This window comes from Enterobacter sp. K510 (assembly GCF_055804875.1).
Map to the genome: position 1 here is coordinate 20,212 of NZ_JBNRLQ010000015.1, position 19,178 is coordinate 39,389.

Sequence of the window (19,178 nt, forward strand, 5' to 3'; positions counted from 1 at the left end):
GTACAGCCTGCCAGTAAAATGCCAGCCCGCGGGCTGGCATTTTTATTTACTCACGCGCCAGCGCATCCACCGGATCCAGCCGCGCCGCATTACGTGCGGGCAGCCAGCCAAAGAGCACGCCGGTGAAGGTTGAACAAATAAACGCCGTCAACAGCGCCACCGGTGAAAAACCAATTTCCCAGCCGGGCAGGAAAATTTGCAGCGTAAAGGCAATCAGCATGGATAAACTCACGCCAAGCGCCCCGCCCACCAGACACACCAGCACCGCTTCAATAAGAAACTGTGACAGCACGTCGCTGGCCCGCGCGCCGACCGCCATCCTGATGCCGATCTCACGCGTACGCTCCGTCACCGACACCAGCATGATATTCATCACGCCAATACCACCGACCAACAGCGAGATCACCGCCACCAGCGTCAGAAACAGCTGTAATGTACGTGTGGTCTTTTCCGCCGTTTTCAAGATGCCGTCCATATTCCAGGTGAAGAAATCTTTTTTACCGTGGCGCAGGGAGAGCAGTCGCGTCAGCTGCTGATCCGCCTGTTCGCTGCTGTAGCCCTCTTTCACCCGCACGGTGATCGAGTTGAGCCAAGACTGCCCCATAATGCGCCCGGACATGGTGGTGTAGGGCAACCAGACGCGCAAAATTTTGCTGCTGCCGAACATCGACTGCTTCTCTTCCGCCACGCCGATTACCGTCGCGGGCATATTGCCGACAAGGATCACCTCACCCACCACTTTCGCTTTATTGGGGAAAAGCTGCCGCCGGGTATTGGCGTCCAGTACCACCACCTGCGCGCGCCCTTTCAGCTGTTCGTCGTTAAAAGTCGCCCCTTCGCTGAAGGTCATGCCGTAGACGTTAAAATACTGCCCGCTGACGCCGTTGGCGCTGGAGGCGACGTCAATGCCGCCGTAACGTAAACGCAGGCTTTGCGATACCGCAGGCGTGGCGGAGCTGACCCACGGCTGCTTCTGAATGGCCACCAGATCGTCATATTTCAGCGACTGCTGATACTGCGGATCGTCATCGCCAAAATCTTTGCCGGGATAGACATCAATGGTATTGGTGCCGATGGCGCGTATATCCGCCAGCACCAGCTGTTTTGCCGCATCGCCCACCACCACAATGGAAACCACCGAGGCGATGCCGATAATGATCCCCAGCATCGTCAGCAGAGTACGCATTTTGTTGGCGGCCATCGCCCGCCAGGCCATAGTCAGCGCTTCGCGAAATCCGCTGCTGAACTGTCGCCAGCCGCTTTCCGGCCGGGTATTCACATGGCGATCCGCGCTGGCGGCAGCGCGGGATCGCGGCGGCGGATTACTGATGATTTCCCCGTCGCGGATCTCAATGATGCGTTCGGCCTGCGCCGCCACCAGCGGATCGTGGGTGACGATGATCACCGTGTGACCGTTGTCGCGCAGCTGATGCAGGATCGCCATTACTTCTTCGCCCGAACGCGAGTCCAGCGCCCCGGTAGGCTCATCGGCGAGGATCACCTGGCCGCCGTTCATCAGCGCGCGGGCAATACTGACGCGCTGCTGCTGGCCGCCGGAGAGCTGGGACGGCTGATAACTTTCCCGCTCCCCCAGCCCCAACCGTTGCAGTAATTCATGCGCCCGCTGTAAACGCGCTTTACGCTCGGTACCGGCGTAGACCGCGGGCACTTCGACGTTCTGCGCCGCCGTCAGGTGCGACAGCAGATGGTAGCGCTGAAAGATAAAGCCAAAATGCTCGCGGCGCAGGCGGGCCAGCGCGTCTTTATCCAGCAGGGCGACATCGCTGCCCGCCACGCGATAGGTGCCGCTGGAGGGCTTATCCAGGCAGCCCAGAATATTCATCAGCGTCGATTTACCGGAGCCAGACGCGCCGACAATCGCCACCATTTCACCCGCTTCAATGCTAAGGGTGATCCCCTTCAGCACCTCCACCTGGCCTTCGCCGGAGGGATAGCTGCGGCGAATGTCATGCAGTTCGAGCAGCGCCGTCATGGCGTCACTCCGGGCGTTGTAGTGCCCGTCACCACTTCATCGCCCGCTTCCAGGCCTTTGGTCACTTCCACATCGGTGTCATTACGCGCGCCGATAGTCACTTCGCGCTCGCGGGTTTCGCCATTACGCAGCAGTGTGACCTTGTAACGGTTATCGCCGATCGGATCGCCCAACGCCGACAGCGGCACGGTAAGCACATTTTTCACGCCGGAGAGTTGAATATGCACCTGCGCGGTCATCTCCAGACGCAGCACGCCTTTCGGGTTCGGCACTTCAAAACGGGCATGATAGAAAATCGCGTCGTTCACTTTTTCCGGCGTGGGCAGAATGTCTTTCAGCACGCCTTCGTAGCGGGTGAGCGGATCGCCCAGCACGGTAAACCAGGCTTTCTGGCCGGGTTTAAGATGAATGACGTCCGCTTCCGAGACCTGGGCTTTCACCAGCATGGTGCTCATATCCGCCAGCGTCAGAATGTTCGGCGCCTGTTGCGCGGCGATCACCGTCTGGCCCTGCAGGGTAGTGATTTGCGTCACTTCCCCGGCCATAGGCGCGACGATGCGCGTGTATTCGAGGTTCGTTTTAGCCGTATCCAGCGTTGCCTGATTACGTTTAATTTGCGCGTCGATGGTACCGATTTGCGCCTCTTTTACCGCCAGCTCAGTGATGGCAGTATCCAGATCCTGGCGCGACACCGCCTGGGTTTTCGCCAGTTGCTGCTGACGGCCCAGCGTCACCTGCGCCAGACGTCTTTCCGCATCCGCCTGGCGGCGCTGCGCGCGCAGCTCCATTAATGTGGCTTCCACCTCTTTGATCTGGTTCTGCGCCTGCTCCGGATCGATAACGCCCAGCAGCTGATCTTTCTTCACTTTATCGCCAATATTCACCGACAGCGTTTTCAACTGACCGCTCACCTGCGCACCCACGTCAACTTTGCGCAGCGCATCCAGTTTGCCGGTGGCCAGCACGCTTTGCTGCAAATCACCCGGCCGGACGATCAGCGTCTGGTACTGCGGCAGCGGCGCATTGAGCTGCCGCCACAGCCAGAATCCGGCAATCAGCGCCAGCACGGTCAGCAACAATATGACCTTCCTGCGTTTTCCCTTTAGCTTCATATAAATTCCAGTAATTGAGCTGACTTCAGTAATGATGAATTCTACCTAAACGGAGGGTCAACGAAACCCCACCTTTATTTTATCCCGCAAACCCATTGAGGTGGCGTTGAGAGTGTCCTTGCTGAAATGAATGCCTGGTTATTACGCGCAGGTTTATCATGTCTACATTCGTTGCCACTCCACACTCCGCATTGCCGCAACCTGAAACAGGCTGGCAGCTTTTCCGCCATTTAGCCAGCGGAATGCTGATGCCCGGGCTGGCCTGGCAAAACCCGGCCTACCGCCGGAAGTTTATGCTTCGCTCGCTGGCGACGCCCTTCGCTACCGCAAAGTGGATGTCCATTCTGGTCAGACAGCCGTGCCTGCTGCAACTTCTTAACGCGCAGCCGGGCCTGCCGTGCCGTCTGCATCGCCCCTGGCTGTCGGTGAACACCTCCCGGCAGACGGCGATTGACGCCCTGCGCTGGCATTACCAGAGCCTGATGCAGCAACTGCCTGCCAGCGTGCTCAATGGCTACCTTTCCCGTCACGGTGTGGCGCTGGCGACCCTTAACGGCAAAAACGATCAGCCCTACAGCCTGCGTCTGCGCGCGGATGCGATGCTGGACAAAGAAGGCGAAGCGACGCTGGTGTTTTGCGATGCTGAACAGACGGTGCTGGCGGAGCTGACTTTTACCCTCTGCCCGGTGGAGGGCAAAAACACGCTCTATATCGGCGGCTTACAGGGCGCGAAAGCCCATGTCGATCATCAGCTGATCCAGAGCGCCACCAAAGCCTGCCACGGTCTGTTCCCGAAACGCCTGCTGGTGGAAGCGGCCATGGCAATGGGTGAAAAGCTGGGGGTGGAGCAGATCCTCGCGGTCAGTAACCATACGCATATTTATCGCAACTGGCGCTACCGCCAGAAAAAGCAGGACAAACTGCACGCCGATTACGACGGCTTCTGGCTGTCACTGGGCGGCGAGCCGACGGCCAGGGGCGATTATCAGATGCCGCTGGCGATGCCGCGCAAGCCCATGGAGGAGATCGCCAGCAAAAAACGCGCGGAGTATCGCCGCCGTTATGAACTGCTCGACAGCCTGCTGACGCAGGTGCAGCGCGCGATGGGCTAATCTGCCCGCCCGCGTGCCAGCCACAGCACGCGGGAAAACATCTTGCGCAGCAGCAGCGGCACGGCATCCACACCGCGTCGCCCCGCTTCCATCGCCACTTCTATCGCCAGATCCGGTTTCGATGAGCGGTGAATGGCTTTGATGATCACCCGCCGCATATTCATTGGCACGTTTTCCGGCAGCTGCGCCACCCGGTGATAAACGTCGGCGAAGCCTTCGCGATACATAAAATGTTCCATGTCCATCGCCGGTAAGGCCGTCAGGTGATCGCGTTCATGATCGCGATTGCCGTCCAGCATACTGCGGGCGGTGGCGGCGTATTTTTTCCCGGCCTCGTCGCCATCCACCAGCACATGCCATTCAATCCCCATGCGACGGGCGAATTTGACCAGCGGTTTCAGGCCGGACTGGGCGAACTCGATCACTTTGATCCCTTCGGCGTCAAAATGATGACCGCACTGGCGCGCCAGTTCGCTGATCACCCAGGTTTCCGTTTCCCCTTCCACCAGCAGCCAGCAGCGGGCAAACAGCGACGAAGGCCGGTTAGCGCGGATATGAAACGCGATGCGGCGGCTGTCTTCGGCGTTCATGCCGCCCGGTCCCAGTCGCCAGGCGGCGATGCGGGAGGAGCCGCGTACCAGCCGACAGACATGCTCCACCGGCGTCAGCGACAGCAGCTCGCCGGAGTTAGTGGTGGTGATGCGCTGCAACGGCAGCAGGTTCAGCAACTGCCAGGCCACCGACAGCATGATTGGGTGCAGGCGGGTTTCCGGATCTTCAATCAGCAACAGCGGCCTCGCGTCTTTATCGAGCCGTATTGTGCCTTTCGCCTGTAACAGGGTGGAAAACAGCCCCAGCAAAATGACCCTGTGGCTGCGACCGCCAGGTTTGTCGATCATCCGGTTGATAATATCGAGATAGCGCCAGCTGCGCTGCTCATCGTGAGCGTGGCGGCGCAGCAGACGATGCCGCGCCTCGGTGGTGCCCTGTTCGGCAAAATAGTGCTCCAGCAGCTGTACCATCGCCGTCAGCCCGTGACGTATCTGCCCGTCGCTGAGGTTTTGCGGACGCGACACCAGCTCGCGGGCCAGGAAATCAAGCTGCCGGGCGGTGACGTCCACATCCGGCGCTTCCGGCACCGTACCGTTGCGAATGCGGCGCATAAAACGGGCATCCCGCAGGCGCAATACCGGCATCAGACGCACCAGATGCCGCGCCTGTTCATTGATGTTTGTCAGCGGCAGCAGTTGCCCTCCGGCATCCAGAAAACCGCGCAGGGTCATCACGCTGCCGTCTTCTCCCAGCTCGCCCTCCAGCCGGTAAAATATCCGGTGATAGCCATCGTCTCCGGCCACCCAGCAATCAGTCAGCGGCCGGTAACGTCGGGCATGGCGGTGCCCCGGCTCGGTTTCGCGAAAGGTCAGAATGATATGCAAATGGTGTTCGCGCCCCATAACATCGCCCGGCGGAAACCAGAAATCATCGCGCGTGAAATGATAAAGCGTGGATTCAGGGGATAATAACAGCGTCAGCGCATCCAGCAGGCTGGATTTACCCCACGCGTTTTCGCCGATCAGAACATTATTTTCTTCCAGCAGCAGAGATAATCGGTTAATACCGCGAAATCCGGCAATGTCCACGCGTTCCAGCAGCATAACTCCTCCGGCAATAATGGCGCTCCATTGAGTACAACAGTATAGCGGGCCGGAAAAAAGTAAAATATATCAAGACCTGAGAGAATATACGGACATCACATCTGCATAATTTTTCTTTATTTCTGCTTCTTTACTCACTTAAGCGGATTGAGTAGTGTGTTACGGCGCTATTTCATTTTTAAGCAAAGGATCCAGGCTGTTCATGTTATCAGGACTACTCATCATACTTATCCCGCTTATCGTGGGTTATCTCATTCCCCTGCACCATACCGCCGCCCTTAAGCTGATTAACCGCTTATTAAGCTGGATCGTGTACGTCATTCTTTTTTTTATGGGGATAAGCCTGGCCTTTCTCGATAATTTGGCGACCAATCTGCTGGCCATACTGCATTATTCCGCGGTCAGCATCGTCATTATTATGCTGTGTAATATTGCCGCCCTGTTATGGCTTGAACGCGCCCTGCCCTGGCATCATCAGCACCAGCAGGAAAAATTACCGTCGCGGGTGGCCATGGCGCTGGAATCCCTTAAGCTGTGCGGCGTGGTGGTGCTCGGTTTTATAATTGGGCTCAGCGGGCTGACATTCCTGCAGCACGCCACCGAAGCCAGCGAATATACGCTGATTTTCCTCCTGTTCCTGATTGGCATTCAGCTGCGTAATAACGGCATGACCTTAAAGCAGATCGTGCTGAACCGCCGCGGAATGATTGTCGCCGTGGTGGTACTGTTAAGCTCGCTGGCGGGCGGCATAATTAACGCGCTGATCCTTGATCTGCCGCTGAAAACCGGTTTAGCTATGGCGTCCGGTTTTGGCTGGTATTCCCTCTCCGGCATCCTGCTGACCGAATCCTTTGGCCCGGTCATTGGCAGCGCCGCCTTCTTTAACGATCTGGGCCGTGAACTGATCGCCATTATGCTGATCCCGGCGCTGGTGCGCCGTAGCCGTTCTACCGCGCTGGGATTATGCGGCGCCACCTCCATGGACTTCACGCTGCCGGTACTGCAACGCAGCGGGGGGCTGGAGATGGTTCCCGCCGCCATTGTGCACGGTTTTGTGTTAAGTCTGCTGGTACCGCTGTTAATGGCCTTTTTCTCCGCCTGATACCCCTCCGGCGGTAGTTCGTTACCGCCTGAAATTGCGTTAAATCAATCTCCCTGCAAGTAGTCATACAAATCACTTTAAACCCCTGCGTCAGCGGCATAAGCTTAAACATGCATTTCAAATATAACTTATACAGGTGTGATCATGTTTTGTGTGCAATGTGAGCAAACTATCCGTACTCCGGCTGGCAACGGCTGTTCTTACGCGCAGGGTATGTGCGGTAAAACCGCAGAAACTTCTGATCTCCAGGATCTGCTGATTGCGGCGCTGCAGGGGTTATCCGCCTGGGCGGTAAAAGCCCGTGACTATGATCTCATCGACCATGAGATCGACAACTTTGCGCCACGCGCCTTCTTCTCCACCTTAACTAACGTAAACTTCGATTCGCCGCGCATCGTTGGCTACGCCCGTGAAGCCATTGCGAAACGTGAAGCCCTGAAAGCGCTGTGCCAGAGCATCGATCCGGCGGCCAGCGTGGATCATCCGCTGGCGGATCTGCAACTGGTGAGCGACGATCTGGGCGAGTTGCAGCGTCAGGCAGAAGCCTTCACGCCGAACAAAGACAAAGCCGATATCGGCGACAATATTCTCGGCCTGCGCCTGCTGTGCCTGTACGGCCTGAAAGGGGCGGCGGCCTATATGGAACACGCTCACGTGCTGGGCCAGTACGATAACGCCATCTACGCCCAGTATCACAAAATCATGGCGTGGCTTGGCACCTGGCCTGCGGATATGAATGCGCTGCTGGAATGTTCGATGGAAATCGGCCAGATGAACTTCAAAGTGATGAGCATTCTCGACGCCGGTGAAACTGAAACCTACGGCCATCCGACCCCGACCCAGGTGAACGTCAAAGCCACCGCCGGTAAATGTATTTTGATCTCCGGTCATGATCTGAAAGATCTCTATAACCTGCTGCAACAGACCGAAGGCACCGGCGTGAACGTTTATACCCACGGCGAAATGCTGCCGGCCCACGGCTACCCGGAACTGCGCAAATTTAAACATCTGGTGGGTAACTACGGCAGCGGCTGGCAGAACCAGCAGGTGGAATTCGCCCGCTTCCCCGGCCCCATCGTGATGACCTCGAACTGCATTATCGACCCGACGGTCGGCGCGTATGACGATCGTATCTGGACGCGCAGCATCGTCGGCTGGCCGGGCGTAAGCCACCTGGAAGGTGACAATTTCGCGCCGGTGATCGCTCAGGCTCAGCAGATGGCGGGCTTCCCGTTCAGCGAAATTGAACATCTGATCACCGTGGGCTTTGGTCGTCAGACGCTGCTCGGCGCGGCAGATACGCTGATCGATCTGGTAAGCCGTGAAAAACTGCGTCACATCTTCCTCGTCGGCGGCTGCGACGGAGCGCGCGGCGAGCGTAACTACTTTACCGATTTTGCCACCAGCGTGCCGGATGACTGCCTGATCCTCACCCTCGCCTGCGGGAAATACCGCTTTAACAAGCTGGACTTCGGCAACATCGAAGGGCTGCCGCGTCTGGTGGATGCCGGTCAGTGTAATGATGCTTATTCGGCGATTATTCTGGCGGTCACCCTGGCGGAAAAACTGGGCTGCGGCGTGAACGACCTGCCGCTGTCGCTGGTGCTCTCCTGGTTTGAACAAAAAGCGATTGTTATTCTGCTGACGCTGCTGTCGCTCGGCGTCACCAATATTGTTACCGGCCCGACCGCGCCAGGCTTCCTGACGCCGGATCTGCTGGCGGTACTGAATGAGAAATTTGGTCTGCGTTCCGTGACCACCGTGGAACAGGACATTCAGCAACTGCTGAGCGCGTAAGGAGGACGTTATGACGATGCCCGTAGCCCAATGCCCATGGCGTATGCAGGTTCACCACATCACACAGGAAACGCCAGATGTGTGGACGCTGTCGCTGTTATGCCATGACTACTACCCGTACCGTGCGGGCCAGTATGCGCTGGTCAGCATTCGGAATTCCGCCGATACGCTGCGCGCCTATACGCTCTCCTCAACGCCTGGGGTCAGCGAATACATCACGCTGACCATCCGTCGTCTGGACGGCGGCGCAGGCTCGGAGTGGCTGACCCGCGACGTGAAGCGCGGCGACTATCTGTGGCTTTCCGATGCGCAGGGGGAATTCACCTGTGATAACGAACCTAACGATCGGCTGTTGTTGCTGGCGGCGGGCTGTGGCGTGACGCCGATTATGTCAATGCGCCGCTGGCTGGCGAAGTATCGCCCTGACGCCGATGTGCAGGTGATTTTCAACGTCCGCTCGCCGGAAGATGTCATTTTTGCCGATGAGTGGCGTCGTTATCCGGTGACGCTGGTGGCGGAAAACAATGCCACTCACGGTTTTGTCTCCGGACGCCTGACCACGGAGTTGCTGAAATCCGTGCCGGATCTGGCCTCGCGTACCGTCATGACCTGCGGCCCCGCGCCTTATATGGATCTGGTGGAAAAAGAGGTGAAAGCGCTGGGCGTAACCCGCTTCTTTAAAGAGCAATTCTTTGTCCCGGCCGCCGCCGCAGCAACGGGCGGGCTGAAAATCAGCAAACTGCAACCGGCGCGGGATTTTTATGCGCCGGTTGGCAGCACGTTACTGGAAGCGATGGAAAGCAATAAGGTGCCGGTTAATGCCGCCTGTCGTGCGGGCGTGTGCGGCAGCTGTAAAACGCGGGTGCTTTCCGGGGATTACAGCGTAACCAGCAGCATGACGCTGAGCGATGCGGAGGTGGCAGAGGGCTATGTGCTGGCCTGCTCCTGCCATCCGCAGAGTGATTTAGTGTTGGCGTAATAAATAGCGCCGGGTGGCGGCTTACGCCTTACCCGGCCTACCCTGTTATCGCCATTCTGCCGAGGGCGCAACGGAATACCGTCCCGCGCCCAACAACGCTACCGCAATCGACGCCACAAAGAAATAGACCAGGCTTTCAATCGCCCAGGCGCCGGTCACATCCAGCGCGCCGGTTTTATTAATGCCGACCATCAACCATGCCACCACCATCGTAAACGCAATGCCCAGCGCCGCCGGACGCGTCAGCACGCCCAGGATCACCAGCAGCGGACACAACACTTCCCCCAATAGCACGCCGTAGGCGATAAAACCCGGCAACCCTTTTGCCACCAGCATGCCGCTGATGCCGTCAATCCCGTCAAAAAGCTTGTGCAGTCCATGGAATAACATCAGCCCGCCCACCGTCAGACGCAGTAAAAACTTACCCGCATCTTCATGCGCAAACATTCTGTTAACCGCATTTAACATTGATTTAACCATTTGAAATGATTCCTGTTTTCATTATGTGGTTTGCAGATTATTCCGAATGCCGGCGGAAATAAACCCCTGTTAGCTGTAGGGCTGATAAAAGTGTGACGGCCATTTTCATCTACGCTTGTTAACGAGACTTTTTAACAAGGACACCAGAGATTATGAAACAGACCGTCGCGGCATTTGTCGCCAAAACACTCGAACAGGCAGGCGTAAAACGCATCTGGGGCGTCACCGGCGATTCCCTGAATGGCCTAAGCGATAGCCTCAACCGTATGGGCACCATTGAATGGATGCCGACCCGCCATGAAGAGGTCGCCGCCTTTGCCGCCGGTGCCGAGGCGCAGCTCACCGGTGAACTGGCCGTCTGCGCCGGATCCTGCGGACCGGGTAACCTGCATCTGATCAACGGCCTGTTTGACTGTCACCGCAACCGCGTGCCGGTGCTGGCGATTGCCGCCCATATCCCGTCCAGCGAAATCGGCAGCGGCTATTTCCAGGAGACCCACCCGCAAGAGTTGTTCCGTGAGTGCAGCCACTATTGCGAGCTGGTTTCCAGCCCCGAGCAGATCCCGCAGGTACTGGCCATCGCCATGCGCAAAGCCATTCTCAACCGCGGCGTGTCGGTGGTGGTACTGCCAGGCGACGTCGCGCTTCAGGCCGCGCCTGAAACCGCCAGCGCCCACTGGTATCACGCGCCGCAGCCGGTGATCACGCCGACGCATGAGGAGCTGAAAAAACTGGCGCAGCTGTTGCGCTACTCCAGCAATATCGCGCTGATGTGCGGCAGCGGTTGTGCCGGGGCGCACCAGCCGCTGATCGAGTTTGCCGCTAAACTGAAAGCGCCGATTATCCACGCCCTGCGCGGCAAAGAGCACGTGGAGTACGACAACCCGTATGACGTTGGCATGACAGGGCTGATCGGTTTCTCCTCCGGCTATCACGCGATGATGAATGCCGATACGCTGATCCTGCTCGGCACCCAGTTCCCGTACCGCGCGTTTTACCCGACCGACGCCAAAATCATCCAGATCGATATCAACCCCGCGAGCATTGGCGCGCACAGCAAAGTGGATATGGCGCTGATCGGCGACATCAACGCCACCCTCACCGCCCTGCTGCCGTTGCTGGAGGAGAAAACCGACCGCCGCTTCCTTGATAAAGCGCTGGAAGATTACCGTGATGCGCGTAAAGGCCTCGACGATCTGGCGAAGCCAAGCGAAAAAGCCGTGCATCCGCAATACCTGGCGCAGCAGATCAGCCATTACGCCGATGACGATGCGATTTTCACCTGCGACGTCGGCACGCCCACCGTCTGGGCGGCGCGTTATCTGAAGATGAACGGCAAACGCCGTCTGCTCGGCTCTTTTAACCACGGCTCAATGGCGAACGCCATGCCGCAGGCGCTGGGCGCAAAAGCCACCGCGCCGGACCGCCAGGTGGTGGCAATGTGTGGCGACGGCGGCTTCAGTATGCTGATGGGGGATTTCCTTTCCGTGGTACAGATGAAGCTGCCGGTGAAAATCATCGTCTTTAACAACAGCGTGCTGGGCTTTGTGGCGATGGAGATGAAAGCCGGGGGCTATCTGACTGACGGCACCGATTTACAGGATACCAACTTCGCGCGTATCGCCGAAGCCTGCGGTATCACCGGTATTCGCGTCGAGAAATCCTCCGAAGTGGACGACGCCCTGCAGCGTGCCTTCGCCATTGACGGCCCGGTTCTGATCGATGTGGTGGTCGCCAAAGAAGAACTGGCGATGCCGCCGCAGATCAAAATGGAGCAGGCCAAAGGCTTCAGCCTGTATATGCTGCGCGCAATCATCAACGGACGCGGCGATGAGGTGATGGAACTGGCGAAAACCAACTGGCTCAGGTAAAACAGAGGGACAATTCTGAGTCAAAATAAGGAAATGCCGTGATCGACTTACGCAGTGATACCGTCACCCGCCCGGGGCGCAATATGCGTCGCTATATGATGGCCGCCCCGGTCGGGGATGACGTGTACGGAGATGATCCGACCGTGAACGAACTTCAGCGTTACGCGGCGGAACTCAGCGGCAAGGAAGCCGCGCTGTTTTTACCCACCGGCACCCAGGCGAATCTGGTGGCGCTGTTAAGCCACTGCGAGCGCGGCGAGGAGTATATTGTCGGTCAGGGCGCGCATAACTACCTGTATGAAGCGGGCGGCGCGGCGGTGCTGGGCAGTATTCAGCCACAGCCCATCGACGCCAGCCCGGACGGCACCCTGCCGCTGGATAAAGTGGCGGCCAAAATCAAAGCCGACGATATTCACTTCGCCCGCACCCGCTTACTGAGCCTGGAAAACACCCATAACGGCAAAGTGCTGCCGCGCGACTATTTACAGCAGGCGTGGGAATTTACCCGTGAGAAAGGCCTGGCGCTGCACGTGGACGGCGCGCGTATCTTTAACGCCGTGGTGGAATACGGCTGCGAACTTAAAGAGATCACGCAATATTGCGACTCCTTCACCATTTGCCTGTCGAAAGGCCTGGGCGCGCCTGTCGGCTCGCTGCTGGTGGGCAACCACGACTACATCAAACGCGCGCTGCGCTGGCGGAAAATGACCGGCGGCGGGATGCGCCAGGCGGGATTTCTGGCGGCAGCCGGTCTGTACGCGCTGAAAAATAACGTCCAGCGTCTGAAAGAGGATCACGACAACGCCGCCTGGCTGGCAGCGCAGTTGCGTGATATCGGGGCGGACGTCAGCCGTCAGGAAACCAATATGCTGTTTGTGCGCGTGGGCGAAGAAGATGCCGCGGCACTGGGCGAATTTATGCAGGCGCGCGGCGTGCTGCTGAACGCCTCGCCGGTGACGCGTCTGGTGACGCACCTTGACGTCAGCCGCGAACAGCTGACGGAACTGGTGGCGCACTGGCAGGCCTTTTTACAACGTTAAGGCGCGGAAGGCCACATCACGCGCCCGACAGAACAAAATAGAGAGAAAGTCTGAATGGAAGCGGTAATCTTTCACCTTTCCCATTGCAACCAGCCGTTTTTCACGGAAGAATGCGCACGAAATTCTTTTCAACACAGTGGATTGCTATGAAGGTTCTGGTCACGGGCGCAACCAGCGGTTTAGGCCGAAACGCGGTCGAGTTTCTGCGACAAAAAGGCGTCAGCGTCAGGGCTACGGGTCGCAATGAAGCGATGGGCAAGCTGCTGCAAAAAATGGGCGCTGAATTTGTACAGGCCGATCTGACGGAGCTGGTCTCTTCCCAGGCAAAAGTGATGCTGGCAGGCGTGGATACGCTGTGGCATTGCTCCAGCTTTACCTCGCCCTGGGGCACCCAGGAAGCCTTCGATCTGGCTAACGTGCGCGCTACCCGTCGTCTGGGTGAGTGGGCGGTGGCCTGGGGCGTGCGTAATTTTATCCACGTCTCCTCGCCGTCCGTCTATTTTGATTATCACCATCACCGGAACATTCAGGAAGATTTCCGTCCGTTGCGCTACGCCAACGAATTCGCCCGCAGTAAAGCGGCAGCGGAGGACGTGGTGCATATGCTGGCACAGGCGAACCCCAACACCCGCTTCACCGTGCTGCGCCCGCAGAGCCTGTTCGGGCCGCATGATAAAGTGTTTATTCCGCGTCTCGCCCAGATGATGCATCACTACCGCAGCGTGCTGTTACCGCGCGGCGGTGATGCACTCGTCGATATGACCTACTTTGAGAACGCTGTACATGCGATGTGGCTGGCCAGCCAGGAGGTGTGCGATGCGCTGCCGTCGGGCCGGGCGTACAACATCACCAACGGCGAACCGGTGAAGCTGCGTAAAATCGTGCAGACGTTAATTGATGAGCTGGATATTGATTGCCGCATCCGCTCCGTGCCCTGGCCGATGCTGGATATGATCGCCCGCAGCCTGGAGCGCTTCGGCGATAAAAAAGCCAAAGAGCCTGCGCTGACGCATTATGGCGTCGCCAAGCTGAACTTTGACTTCACGCTGGATACGTCACGTGCGCAGACGGAACTGGGCTACCAGCCGCAGGTCACCCTTGATGAAGGCATTCGCCGCACGGCGCTGTGGCTGAAAGATCACGGTAAATTACACCGCTGAGGTCTGGTCAGCCCTGCCCGTATTTTTCCAGCAGCGCTTCGGCAATCGCCAGGCTCTGCGCATCCGCCACGCCGTCCCAGCGCGCCGGGCGGAAATGCATCTGGAACGCCACTATCACCCGCTTTTTCTGCGCGGGCGTCATCTCCGGTTTCACCTCATAGCCATAACGTGCCAGCAGATCCAGCAGCTGCGCCTGATCGACGGGGGCGGCGGGATCGCGCCCGTTTAAGTAGAAGGCCACGCGGTCATCGTCCGGCCATGCGCCAATCCCCTGCTGCGCCAGCGCCTGCCACGGGAATAACGGACCTGGGTCGTCCTTACGTTGTGGCGCGATGTCCGAGTGTGCCACGACGTTCTGCGGAAGTATGTTGTAACTATCGATGATGTTTTTCGCCAGCGGCACCAGCGCGGCAATTTGCTGCGGCTCGAACGGTGTAAAGCGCTTAGCGCCGGCAAACTTTTGCCAGCCACGGTTTTCCAGTTCAATGCCGATGGAGGTGTCGTTAATGCGCGTTGCGCCGCGCCAGAAGCTGACGCCCGCATGCCAGGCCAGATCCTGCTCGGGCACCAGCTGCCAGATCCGCGGCTTGCCCTGATGCAGCGGCGGCCGCGCCGGGATCAGGTAGTGCGAACTGACATGTTTGTCGGTCAGCGTCGCCAGAGAGGCGTCAAAATCGTCGGCGGTGTAGTGGATCACCAGCACCTTAATACGTGGATAGGCCGCCTGCGCCTGGTGGCGCGTATCCAGCTGATAGCCAGCTTTATCCACCACGCCCTTTTCGCTGGCGCAGCCGGTCAGCAGCAGCGCCAGCGCAATCAGCCCAAACCAGCTTTTCATCAGCGGGTTTTCACTGCCGTACCGCTGATGCTCACCATCAGCATACTGCTGTCCTTACCGACGGTTTCGTAGTCGATATCGATACCGACTACCGCGTCTGCTCCCAGCGCTTTCGCCTGTTCTTCCAGCTCGCGAAAGGCGATTTCCCGCGCTTTACGCAGCTCTTTTTCATAGGCGCCTGAGCGTCCGCCGACAATATCGCGGATCCCGGCGAAAAAATCGCGGAAGATATTCGCGCCCAGGATCGCCTCCCCGGTGACCACGCCGCAATATTTTACAATCGGCTGGCCTTCAAGCGTTGGGGTGGTTGAAAATTGCATGGTGCTTCTCCTTTTAACGTTCAGTGCCTAACGCGCGCATAATCAAACCGATACGCTATCATTGAACAGACAGTAGGTTAATAAGGAAATCATTATGCGCTACTCATTTTTATCCGTCATTGTACCCTGCGCGCTGGCGTTGAGCGCCTGTACAACGGTAACCCCCGCGTTCAAGGATATTGGCACACGCAGCGGCCCCTGTGTCGAAGGCGGTCCTGACAGTGTGGCACAAAAGTTCTACGATTTTCGTATTCAGAACCGCAGCACTGATGCTACCGCGCTGCGTCCGTACCTGAGCGACGATCTGGCGAAGCTGCTGGCCGACGCCAGCCGTGATACCAAAAACACCGCCTTCCTGCGCAGCGATCCGTTCTCCAGCCGCACCACCCAGCCGGAAACCGCCAGCGTCAGCAGCGCCTCAACCATCCCTAACACCGATGCCCGCAATATTCCGCTGCGCGTCACCCTCACCCAGGGCAGCCAGACGTGGCAGGACGAAGTGCTGATGATCCGTGAAGGTCAGTGCTGGGCGGTTGATGATGTGCGTTATCTGGGCGGCAACGCTCACGCGCCTGCCGGATCGCTGCGTCAGTCTGTCGAGCATCGCTGATAAATTATGCATCATTAACGGGTTAAATCTGTTAACCCCCGTAAAATGTCTGGCATTCCGCGGTGAATGCCGACATTTCTACCTGCATCACACCACGTCCAGGGTTTTGTGCTAACTTTATTACTGGATGCGCTTTATATTTACCTTTTCACGCAGAAATATTGCATAACTATTCTGTCAACGTTACTATTTGCGGCCTCAATAGCTATTAGATTGCCTCGATGAGTATTCAATTAAACGGCATTAACTGTTTCTACGGCGCACATCAGGCGCTGTTCGATATCAACCTGGATTGCCCTGAGGGCGAAACGCTGGTGCTGCTTGGCCCAAGCGGTGCAGGCAAAAGCTCCCTGCTGCGCGTACTCAATCTGCTGGAGATGCCGCGCTCCGGCACGCTCACTATTGCCGGCAATCAGTTCGATTTCTCAAAGGCCCCGTCTGACAAAGCGATCCGCAGTCTGCGGCAGAACGTCGGCATGGTGTTCCAGCAATACAATTTATGGCCGCACCTGACCGTGCTGCAAAACCTGATCGAAGCCCCCTGCCGCGTGCTGGGTCTGAGCAAAGATCAGGCGCTGGCGCGCGCTGAAAAGCTGCTTGAGCGTTTGCGTCTCAAACCCTACAGCGATCGTTTCCCGCTGCACCTCTCCGGCGGTCAGCAGCAGCGCGTGGCCATTGCCCGTGCGCTGATGATGGAGCCGCAGGTGCTGTTGTTTGATGAGCCTACCGCCGCGCTCGACCCGGAAATCACCGCGCAGATCGTGAGTATCATTCGCGAACTGGCGGAAACCAATATCACCCAGGTGATCGTGACCCACGAAGTGGAAGTGGCGCGCAAGACCGCCAGTCGCGTGGTGTACATGGAAAATGGTCATATTATCGAGCAAGGGGATGCCAGCCGCTTTGCCGCGCCGCAGACCGATGCTTTTAAACACTACTTATCTCACTGATCTTTTCGGGACTATGACAATGAAAAAAGTACTGATTGCCGCCCTGCTCGCCAGCGTCAGCCTCTCCGCCGGTGCTGCCCAGACTATTCGTTTCGCCACCGAAGCAAGCTACCCTCCGTTTGAATCCACGGATGCCAGTAACAAGATTGTCGGCTTTGATGTCGATCTGGCCAACGCGCTGTGCAAAGAGATCGATGCGACCTGTACCTTCACCAACCAGGCTTTTGACAGCCTGATCCCGAGCCTGAAATTCCGTCGTTTCGACGCGGTGATGGCCGGTATGGACATCACGCCGGAGCGTGAAAAGCAGGTGCTGTTCACCAACGCTTACTACGACAACTCCGCGCTGTTCATTGGTCAGAAAGACAAATTCGCCAGCATTGACGCGCTGAAAGGCAAAAAAGTCGGCGTGCAGAACGGTACCACGCACCAGAAATTCATCACCGATAAGCACCCGGAAATCACCACCGTGCCTTACGACAGCTACCAGAACGCGAAGCTGGATCTGCAGAATGGCCGTATTGATGCGGTATTCGGTGACACCGCGGTGGTGACCGAGTGGCTGAAAGCCAGTGACAAACTGGCCGCCGTGGGTGACAAAGTGACCGATAAAGATTACTTCGGCACCGGCCTCGGCATTGCTGTTCGTCAGGGCAACACTGAACTTCAGCAGAAATTCAACGCTGCGCTGGATAAAGTGAAGAAAGATGGCACCTACGAGAACATCTATAACAAATGGTTCCAGAAGTAATCCTTGATGAATGACATGTTCCCTTTAGCAAGCGCCGCCGGGATGACCGTCGGCCTTGCCGTTTGTGCGCTGATCATTGGCCTCGCGCTGGCGATGCTGTTTGCGGTATGGGAATCCGTCAAATGGCGTCCTGTCGCATGGGCGGGATCGGCGCTGGTCACTATTTTGCGCGGCCTGCCGGAAATTCTGGTGGTGCTGTTTGTCTATTTTGGCTCTTCACAGCTGCTGTTAATGTTATCTGACGGCTTCACGCTCAATCTGGGCGTGGTGCAAATTCCGCTGCAAATGCAGATTGAAAACTTTGATGTCAGCCCGTTCCTGTGCGGCGTCATTGCGCTGTCGCTGCTCTACGCGGCCTACGCCTCCCAGACGCTGCGCGGGGCGCTGAAAGCCGTTCCGCTGGGGCAATGGGAATCCGGCCAGGCGCTGGGCCTGTCGAAAAGCGCGATTTTTTTCCGTCTGGTGATGCCGCAGATGTGGCGTCATGCGCTGCCGGGGCTGGGCAATCAGTGGCTGGTGCTGCTGAAAGACACGGCGCTGGTATCCTTGATCAGCGTGAACGATTTGATGTTGCAGACCCGCAGTATCGCCACCCGTACTCAGGAGCCTTTTACCTGGTATATCGTGGCGGCGGCCATTTACCTGGTCATTACCCTGCTCAGTCAGTACATCCTCAAACGCATTGACCTGCGCGCGACACGTTTTGAGCGGAGAGCAGACTGATGCTTGAGTATTTACCTGAACTGATGAAAGGGCTGCACACCAGCCTGACGCTCACCGTGGCGTCCATTCTGGTGGCGCTGGTGCTGGCGCTGCTGTTTACCATTGTGCTGACGCTGAAAACGCCGGTGCTGGTGTGGATTGTGCGTGGTTACATCACGCTGTTCACCGGTACGCCGTTGCTGGTGCAGATCTTCCTGATTTACTACGGTCCGGGACAGTTCCCGACGTTACAGGAATATCCGGTACTGTGGCATCTGCTCTCTGAACCCTGGCTGTGCGCGCTGTTGGCTCTGTCGCTGAACAGCGCCGCCTATACCACGCAGCTGTTTTACGGGGCGATCCGCGCCATTCCCGACGGCCAGTGGCAGTCCTGCTCAGCCCTGGGGATGAGTAAAAAAGATACTCTGGCGATTCTGCTGCCGTACGCTTTCAAACGCGCGCTCTCGTCCTACTCTAACGAAGTGGTATTAGTATTCAAAAGCACGTCGCTGGCCTATACCATCACGCTGATGGAAGTCATGGGCCACGGACAGCTGCTGTATGGCCGGACGTATGATGTGATGGTGTTTGGCGCAGCCGGACTTATCTATCTGATAGTGAACGGCTTACTGACGCTGATGATGCGTCTTATCGAGCGTCGGGCGCTGGCCTTTGAACGACGTAATTAAGCACTAAAAACAGGCGG

Annotated in this window: 18 protein-coding genes; 12 read left to right on the forward strand and 6 right to left on the reverse strand. The window is 57.7% G+C overall.

Features of this window, described 5'->3' with window-relative positions; genetic code table 11:
• Window positions 1-46: 46 nt before the first annotated feature.
• Complete coding sequence (macB, locus tag ACQUTD_RS20370; protein ID WP_318374167.1) at window positions 47-1,993, reverse strand: macrolide ABC transporter ATP-binding protein/permease MacB; 1,947 nt, start codon at window positions 1,991-1,993, stop codon at window positions 47-49.
• A complete protein-coding gene (gene macA, locus ACQUTD_RS20375; RefSeq protein WP_318363509.1) occupies window positions 1,990-3,105 on the reverse strand; it encodes a macrolide transporter subunit MacA in 1,116 nt (371 codons plus the stop codon). The genes macB and macA overlap by 4 nt, the downstream gene beginning before the upstream one ends.
• Window positions 3,106-3,263: 158 nt before the next feature.
• On the opposite strand from macA, the gene ACQUTD_RS20380 reads away from it, so the two are divergent.
• Entirely contained in the window at window positions 3,264-4,217 is a 954-nt protein-coding gene (locus ACQUTD_RS20380; RefSeq protein WP_473277323.1) for a DUF535 family protein, read from the forward strand.
• On the opposite strand, the gene ACQUTD_RS20385 is transcribed toward ACQUTD_RS20380, so the two are convergent.
• Window positions 4,214-5,872, reverse strand: a complete 1,659-nt coding sequence (locus tag ACQUTD_RS20385; protein WP_473277324.1) for a DUF2813 domain-containing protein — start codon at window positions 5,870-5,872, stop codon at window positions 4,214-4,216. The genes ACQUTD_RS20380 and ACQUTD_RS20385 overlap by 4 nt on opposite strands.
• Before the next feature lie 202 nt (window positions 5,873-6,074).
• Between ACQUTD_RS20385 and ACQUTD_RS20390 the strand changes: the two genes are divergently transcribed.
• The 3 genes from ACQUTD_RS20390 (at window position 6,075) to hcr (ending at window position 9,750) form a co-directional block, all read left to right on the forward strand.
• On the forward strand, window positions 6,075-6,974 hold the full coding sequence (locus tag ACQUTD_RS20390; RefSeq protein WP_072568004.1) for a LysO family transporter: 900 nt from the start codon (window positions 6,075-6,077) through the stop codon (window positions 6,972-6,974).
• A gap of 144 nt (window positions 6,975-7,118) precedes the next feature.
• Window positions 7,119-8,771 carry a hydroxylamine reductase gene (gene hcp, locus ACQUTD_RS20395; protein ID WP_318374162.1) on the forward strand — a complete coding sequence of 551 codons (1,653 nt, stop codon included), beginning with the start codon at window positions 7,119-7,121 and terminating at the stop codon, window positions 8,769-8,771.
• Between the two features lie 10 nt (window positions 8,772-8,781).
• Window positions 8,782-9,750: an NADH oxidoreductase gene (gene hcr / locus ACQUTD_RS20400; RefSeq protein WP_072568002.1), complete on the forward strand. Its 969-nt coding sequence runs from the start codon at window positions 8,782-8,784 to the stop codon at window positions 9,748-9,750.
• Window positions 9,751-9,795: 45 nt separating this feature from the next.
• Here hcr and ACQUTD_RS20405 read toward each other — a convergent pair whose 3' ends face one another.
• Window positions 9,796-10,230, reverse strand: a complete 435-nt coding sequence (locus ACQUTD_RS20405) for a DoxX family protein (protein ID WP_318363515.1) — start codon at window positions 10,228-10,230, stop codon at window positions 9,796-9,798.
• Window positions 10,231-10,382: 152 nt separating this feature from the next.
• Here ACQUTD_RS20405 and poxB point away from each other — a divergent pair, with 152 nt between their 5' ends.
• From poxB to ACQUTD_RS20420, 3 genes are all read left to right on the forward strand, one after another.
• A complete protein-coding gene (gene poxB, locus ACQUTD_RS20410) occupies window positions 10,383-12,101 on the forward strand; it encodes a ubiquinone-dependent pyruvate dehydrogenase (protein ID WP_473277325.1) in 1,719 nt (572 codons plus the stop codon).
• Between the two features lie 38 nt (window positions 12,102-12,139).
• Window positions 12,140-13,141, forward strand: a complete 1,002-nt coding sequence (ltaE, locus tag ACQUTD_RS20415) for a low-specificity L-threonine aldolase (RefSeq protein WP_318363517.1) — start codon at window positions 12,140-12,142, stop codon at window positions 13,139-13,141.
• Between the two features lie 146 nt (window positions 13,142-13,287).
• Complete coding sequence (locus ACQUTD_RS20420) at window positions 13,288-14,301, forward strand: SDR family NAD(P)-dependent oxidoreductase (RefSeq protein ID WP_473277326.1); 1,014 nt, start codon at window positions 13,288-13,290, stop codon at window positions 14,299-14,301.
• 7 nt (window positions 14,302-14,308) lie between these two features.
• On the opposite strand, the gene ACQUTD_RS20425 is transcribed toward ACQUTD_RS20420, so the two are convergent.
• Together ACQUTD_RS20425 and ACQUTD_RS20430 are read right to left on the reverse strand one after the other, a co-directional pair.
• Window positions 14,309-15,139, reverse strand: coding sequence for an N-acetylmuramoyl-L-alanine amidase (locus tag ACQUTD_RS20425; RefSeq protein WP_473277327.1), 831 nt, complete (start codon window positions 15,137-15,139; stop codon window positions 14,309-14,311).
• Entirely contained in the window at window positions 15,139-15,459 is a 321-nt protein-coding gene (locus tag ACQUTD_RS20430; RefSeq protein WP_072567997.1) for a heavy metal-binding domain-containing protein, read from the reverse strand. Before ACQUTD_RS20430 ends, ACQUTD_RS20425 begins: the two co-directional genes overlap by 1 nt.
• A 94-nt stretch (window positions 15,460-15,553) precedes the next feature.
• Between ACQUTD_RS20430 and ACQUTD_RS20435 the strand changes: the two genes are divergently transcribed.
• From ACQUTD_RS20435 to artM, 5 genes are all read left to right on the forward strand, one after another.
• Window positions 15,554-16,069, forward strand: a complete 516-nt coding sequence (locus ACQUTD_RS20435; RefSeq protein WP_072567996.1) for a lipoprotein — start codon at window positions 15,554-15,556, stop codon at window positions 16,067-16,069.
• Between the two features lie 221 nt (window positions 16,070-16,290).
• Complete coding sequence (gene artP, locus ACQUTD_RS20440) at window positions 16,291-17,019, forward strand: arginine ABC transporter ATP-binding protein ArtP (protein ID WP_072567995.1); 729 nt, start codon at window positions 16,291-16,293, stop codon at window positions 17,017-17,019.
• 19 nt (window positions 17,020-17,038) lie between these two features.
• Window positions 17,039-17,770, forward strand: a complete 732-nt coding sequence (gene artI, locus ACQUTD_RS20445; RefSeq protein WP_318375740.1) for an arginine ABC transporter substrate-binding protein ArtI — start codon at window positions 17,039-17,041, stop codon at window positions 17,768-17,770.
• Between the two features lie 6 nt (window positions 17,771-17,776).
• Complete coding sequence (gene artQ, locus ACQUTD_RS20450; protein ID WP_072567993.1) at window positions 17,777-18,493, forward strand: arginine ABC transporter permease ArtQ; 717 nt, start codon at window positions 17,777-17,779, stop codon at window positions 18,491-18,493.
• Complete coding sequence (artM, locus tag ACQUTD_RS20455; protein ID WP_318374155.1) at window positions 18,493-19,161, forward strand: arginine ABC transporter permease ArtM; 669 nt, start codon at window positions 18,493-18,495, stop codon at window positions 19,159-19,161. Before artQ ends, artM begins: the two co-directional genes overlap by 1 nt.
• Window positions 19,162-19,178 lie beyond the last annotated feature (17 nt).

What these genes read in the sequence shown, in the direction of transcription:
- macB (WP_318374167.1), bottom strand. Translation starts at nt 1,993, where the DNA reads ATGACGGCGCTGCTCGAACTGCATGACATTCGCCGCAGCTATCCCTCC.
- macA (WP_318363509.1), bottom strand. Translation starts at nt 3,105, where the DNA reads ATGAAGCTAAAGGGAAAACGCAGGAAGGTCATATTGTTGCTGACCGTG.
- ACQUTD_RS20380 (WP_473277323.1), top strand. Translation starts at nt 3,264, where the DNA reads ATGTCTACATTCGTTGCCACTCCACACTCCGCATTGCCGCAACCTGAA.
- ACQUTD_RS20385 (WP_473277324.1), bottom strand. Translation starts at nt 5,872, where the DNA reads ATGCTGCTGGAACGCGTGGACATTGCCGGATTTCGCGGTATTAACCGA.
- ACQUTD_RS20390 (WP_072568004.1), top strand. Translation starts at nt 6,075, where the DNA reads ATGTTATCAGGACTACTCATCATACTTATCCCGCTTATCGTGGGTTAT.
- hcp (WP_318374162.1), top strand. Translation starts at nt 7,119, where the DNA reads ATGTTTTGTGTGCAATGTGAGCAAACTATCCGTACTCCGGCTGGCAAC.
- hcr (WP_072568002.1), top strand. Translation starts at nt 8,782, where the DNA reads ATGACGATGCCCGTAGCCCAATGCCCATGGCGTATGCAGGTTCACCAC.
- ACQUTD_RS20405 (WP_318363515.1), bottom strand. Translation starts at nt 10,230, where the DNA reads ATGGTTAAATCAATGTTAAATGCGGTTAACAGAATGTTTGCGCATGAA.
- poxB (WP_473277325.1), top strand. Translation starts at nt 10,383, where the DNA reads ATGAAACAGACCGTCGCGGCATTTGTCGCCAAAACACTCGAACAGGCA.
- ACQUTD_RS20420 (WP_473277326.1), top strand. Translation starts at nt 13,288, where the DNA reads ATGAAGGTTCTGGTCACGGGCGCAACCAGCGGTTTAGGCCGAAACGCG.
- ACQUTD_RS20425 (WP_473277327.1), bottom strand. Translation starts at nt 15,139, where the DNA reads ATGAAAAGCTGGTTTGGGCTGATTGCGCTGGCGCTGCTGCTGACCGGC.
- ACQUTD_RS20430 (WP_072567997.1), bottom strand. Translation starts at nt 15,459, where the DNA reads ATGCAATTTTCAACCACCCCAACGCTTGAAGGCCAGCCGATTGTAAAA.
- ACQUTD_RS20435 (WP_072567996.1), top strand. Translation starts at nt 15,554, where the DNA reads ATGCGCTACTCATTTTTATCCGTCATTGTACCCTGCGCGCTGGCGTTG.
- artP (WP_072567995.1), top strand. Translation starts at nt 16,291, where the DNA reads ATGAGTATTCAATTAAACGGCATTAACTGTTTCTACGGCGCACATCAG.
- artI (WP_318375740.1), top strand. Translation starts at nt 17,039, where the DNA reads ATGAAAAAAGTACTGATTGCCGCCCTGCTCGCCAGCGTCAGCCTCTCC.
- artQ (WP_072567993.1), top strand. Translation starts at nt 17,777, where the DNA reads ATGAATGACATGTTCCCTTTAGCAAGCGCCGCCGGGATGACCGTCGGC.
- artM (WP_318374155.1), top strand. Translation starts at nt 18,493, where the DNA reads ATGCTTGAGTATTTACCTGAACTGATGAAAGGGCTGCACACCAGCCTG.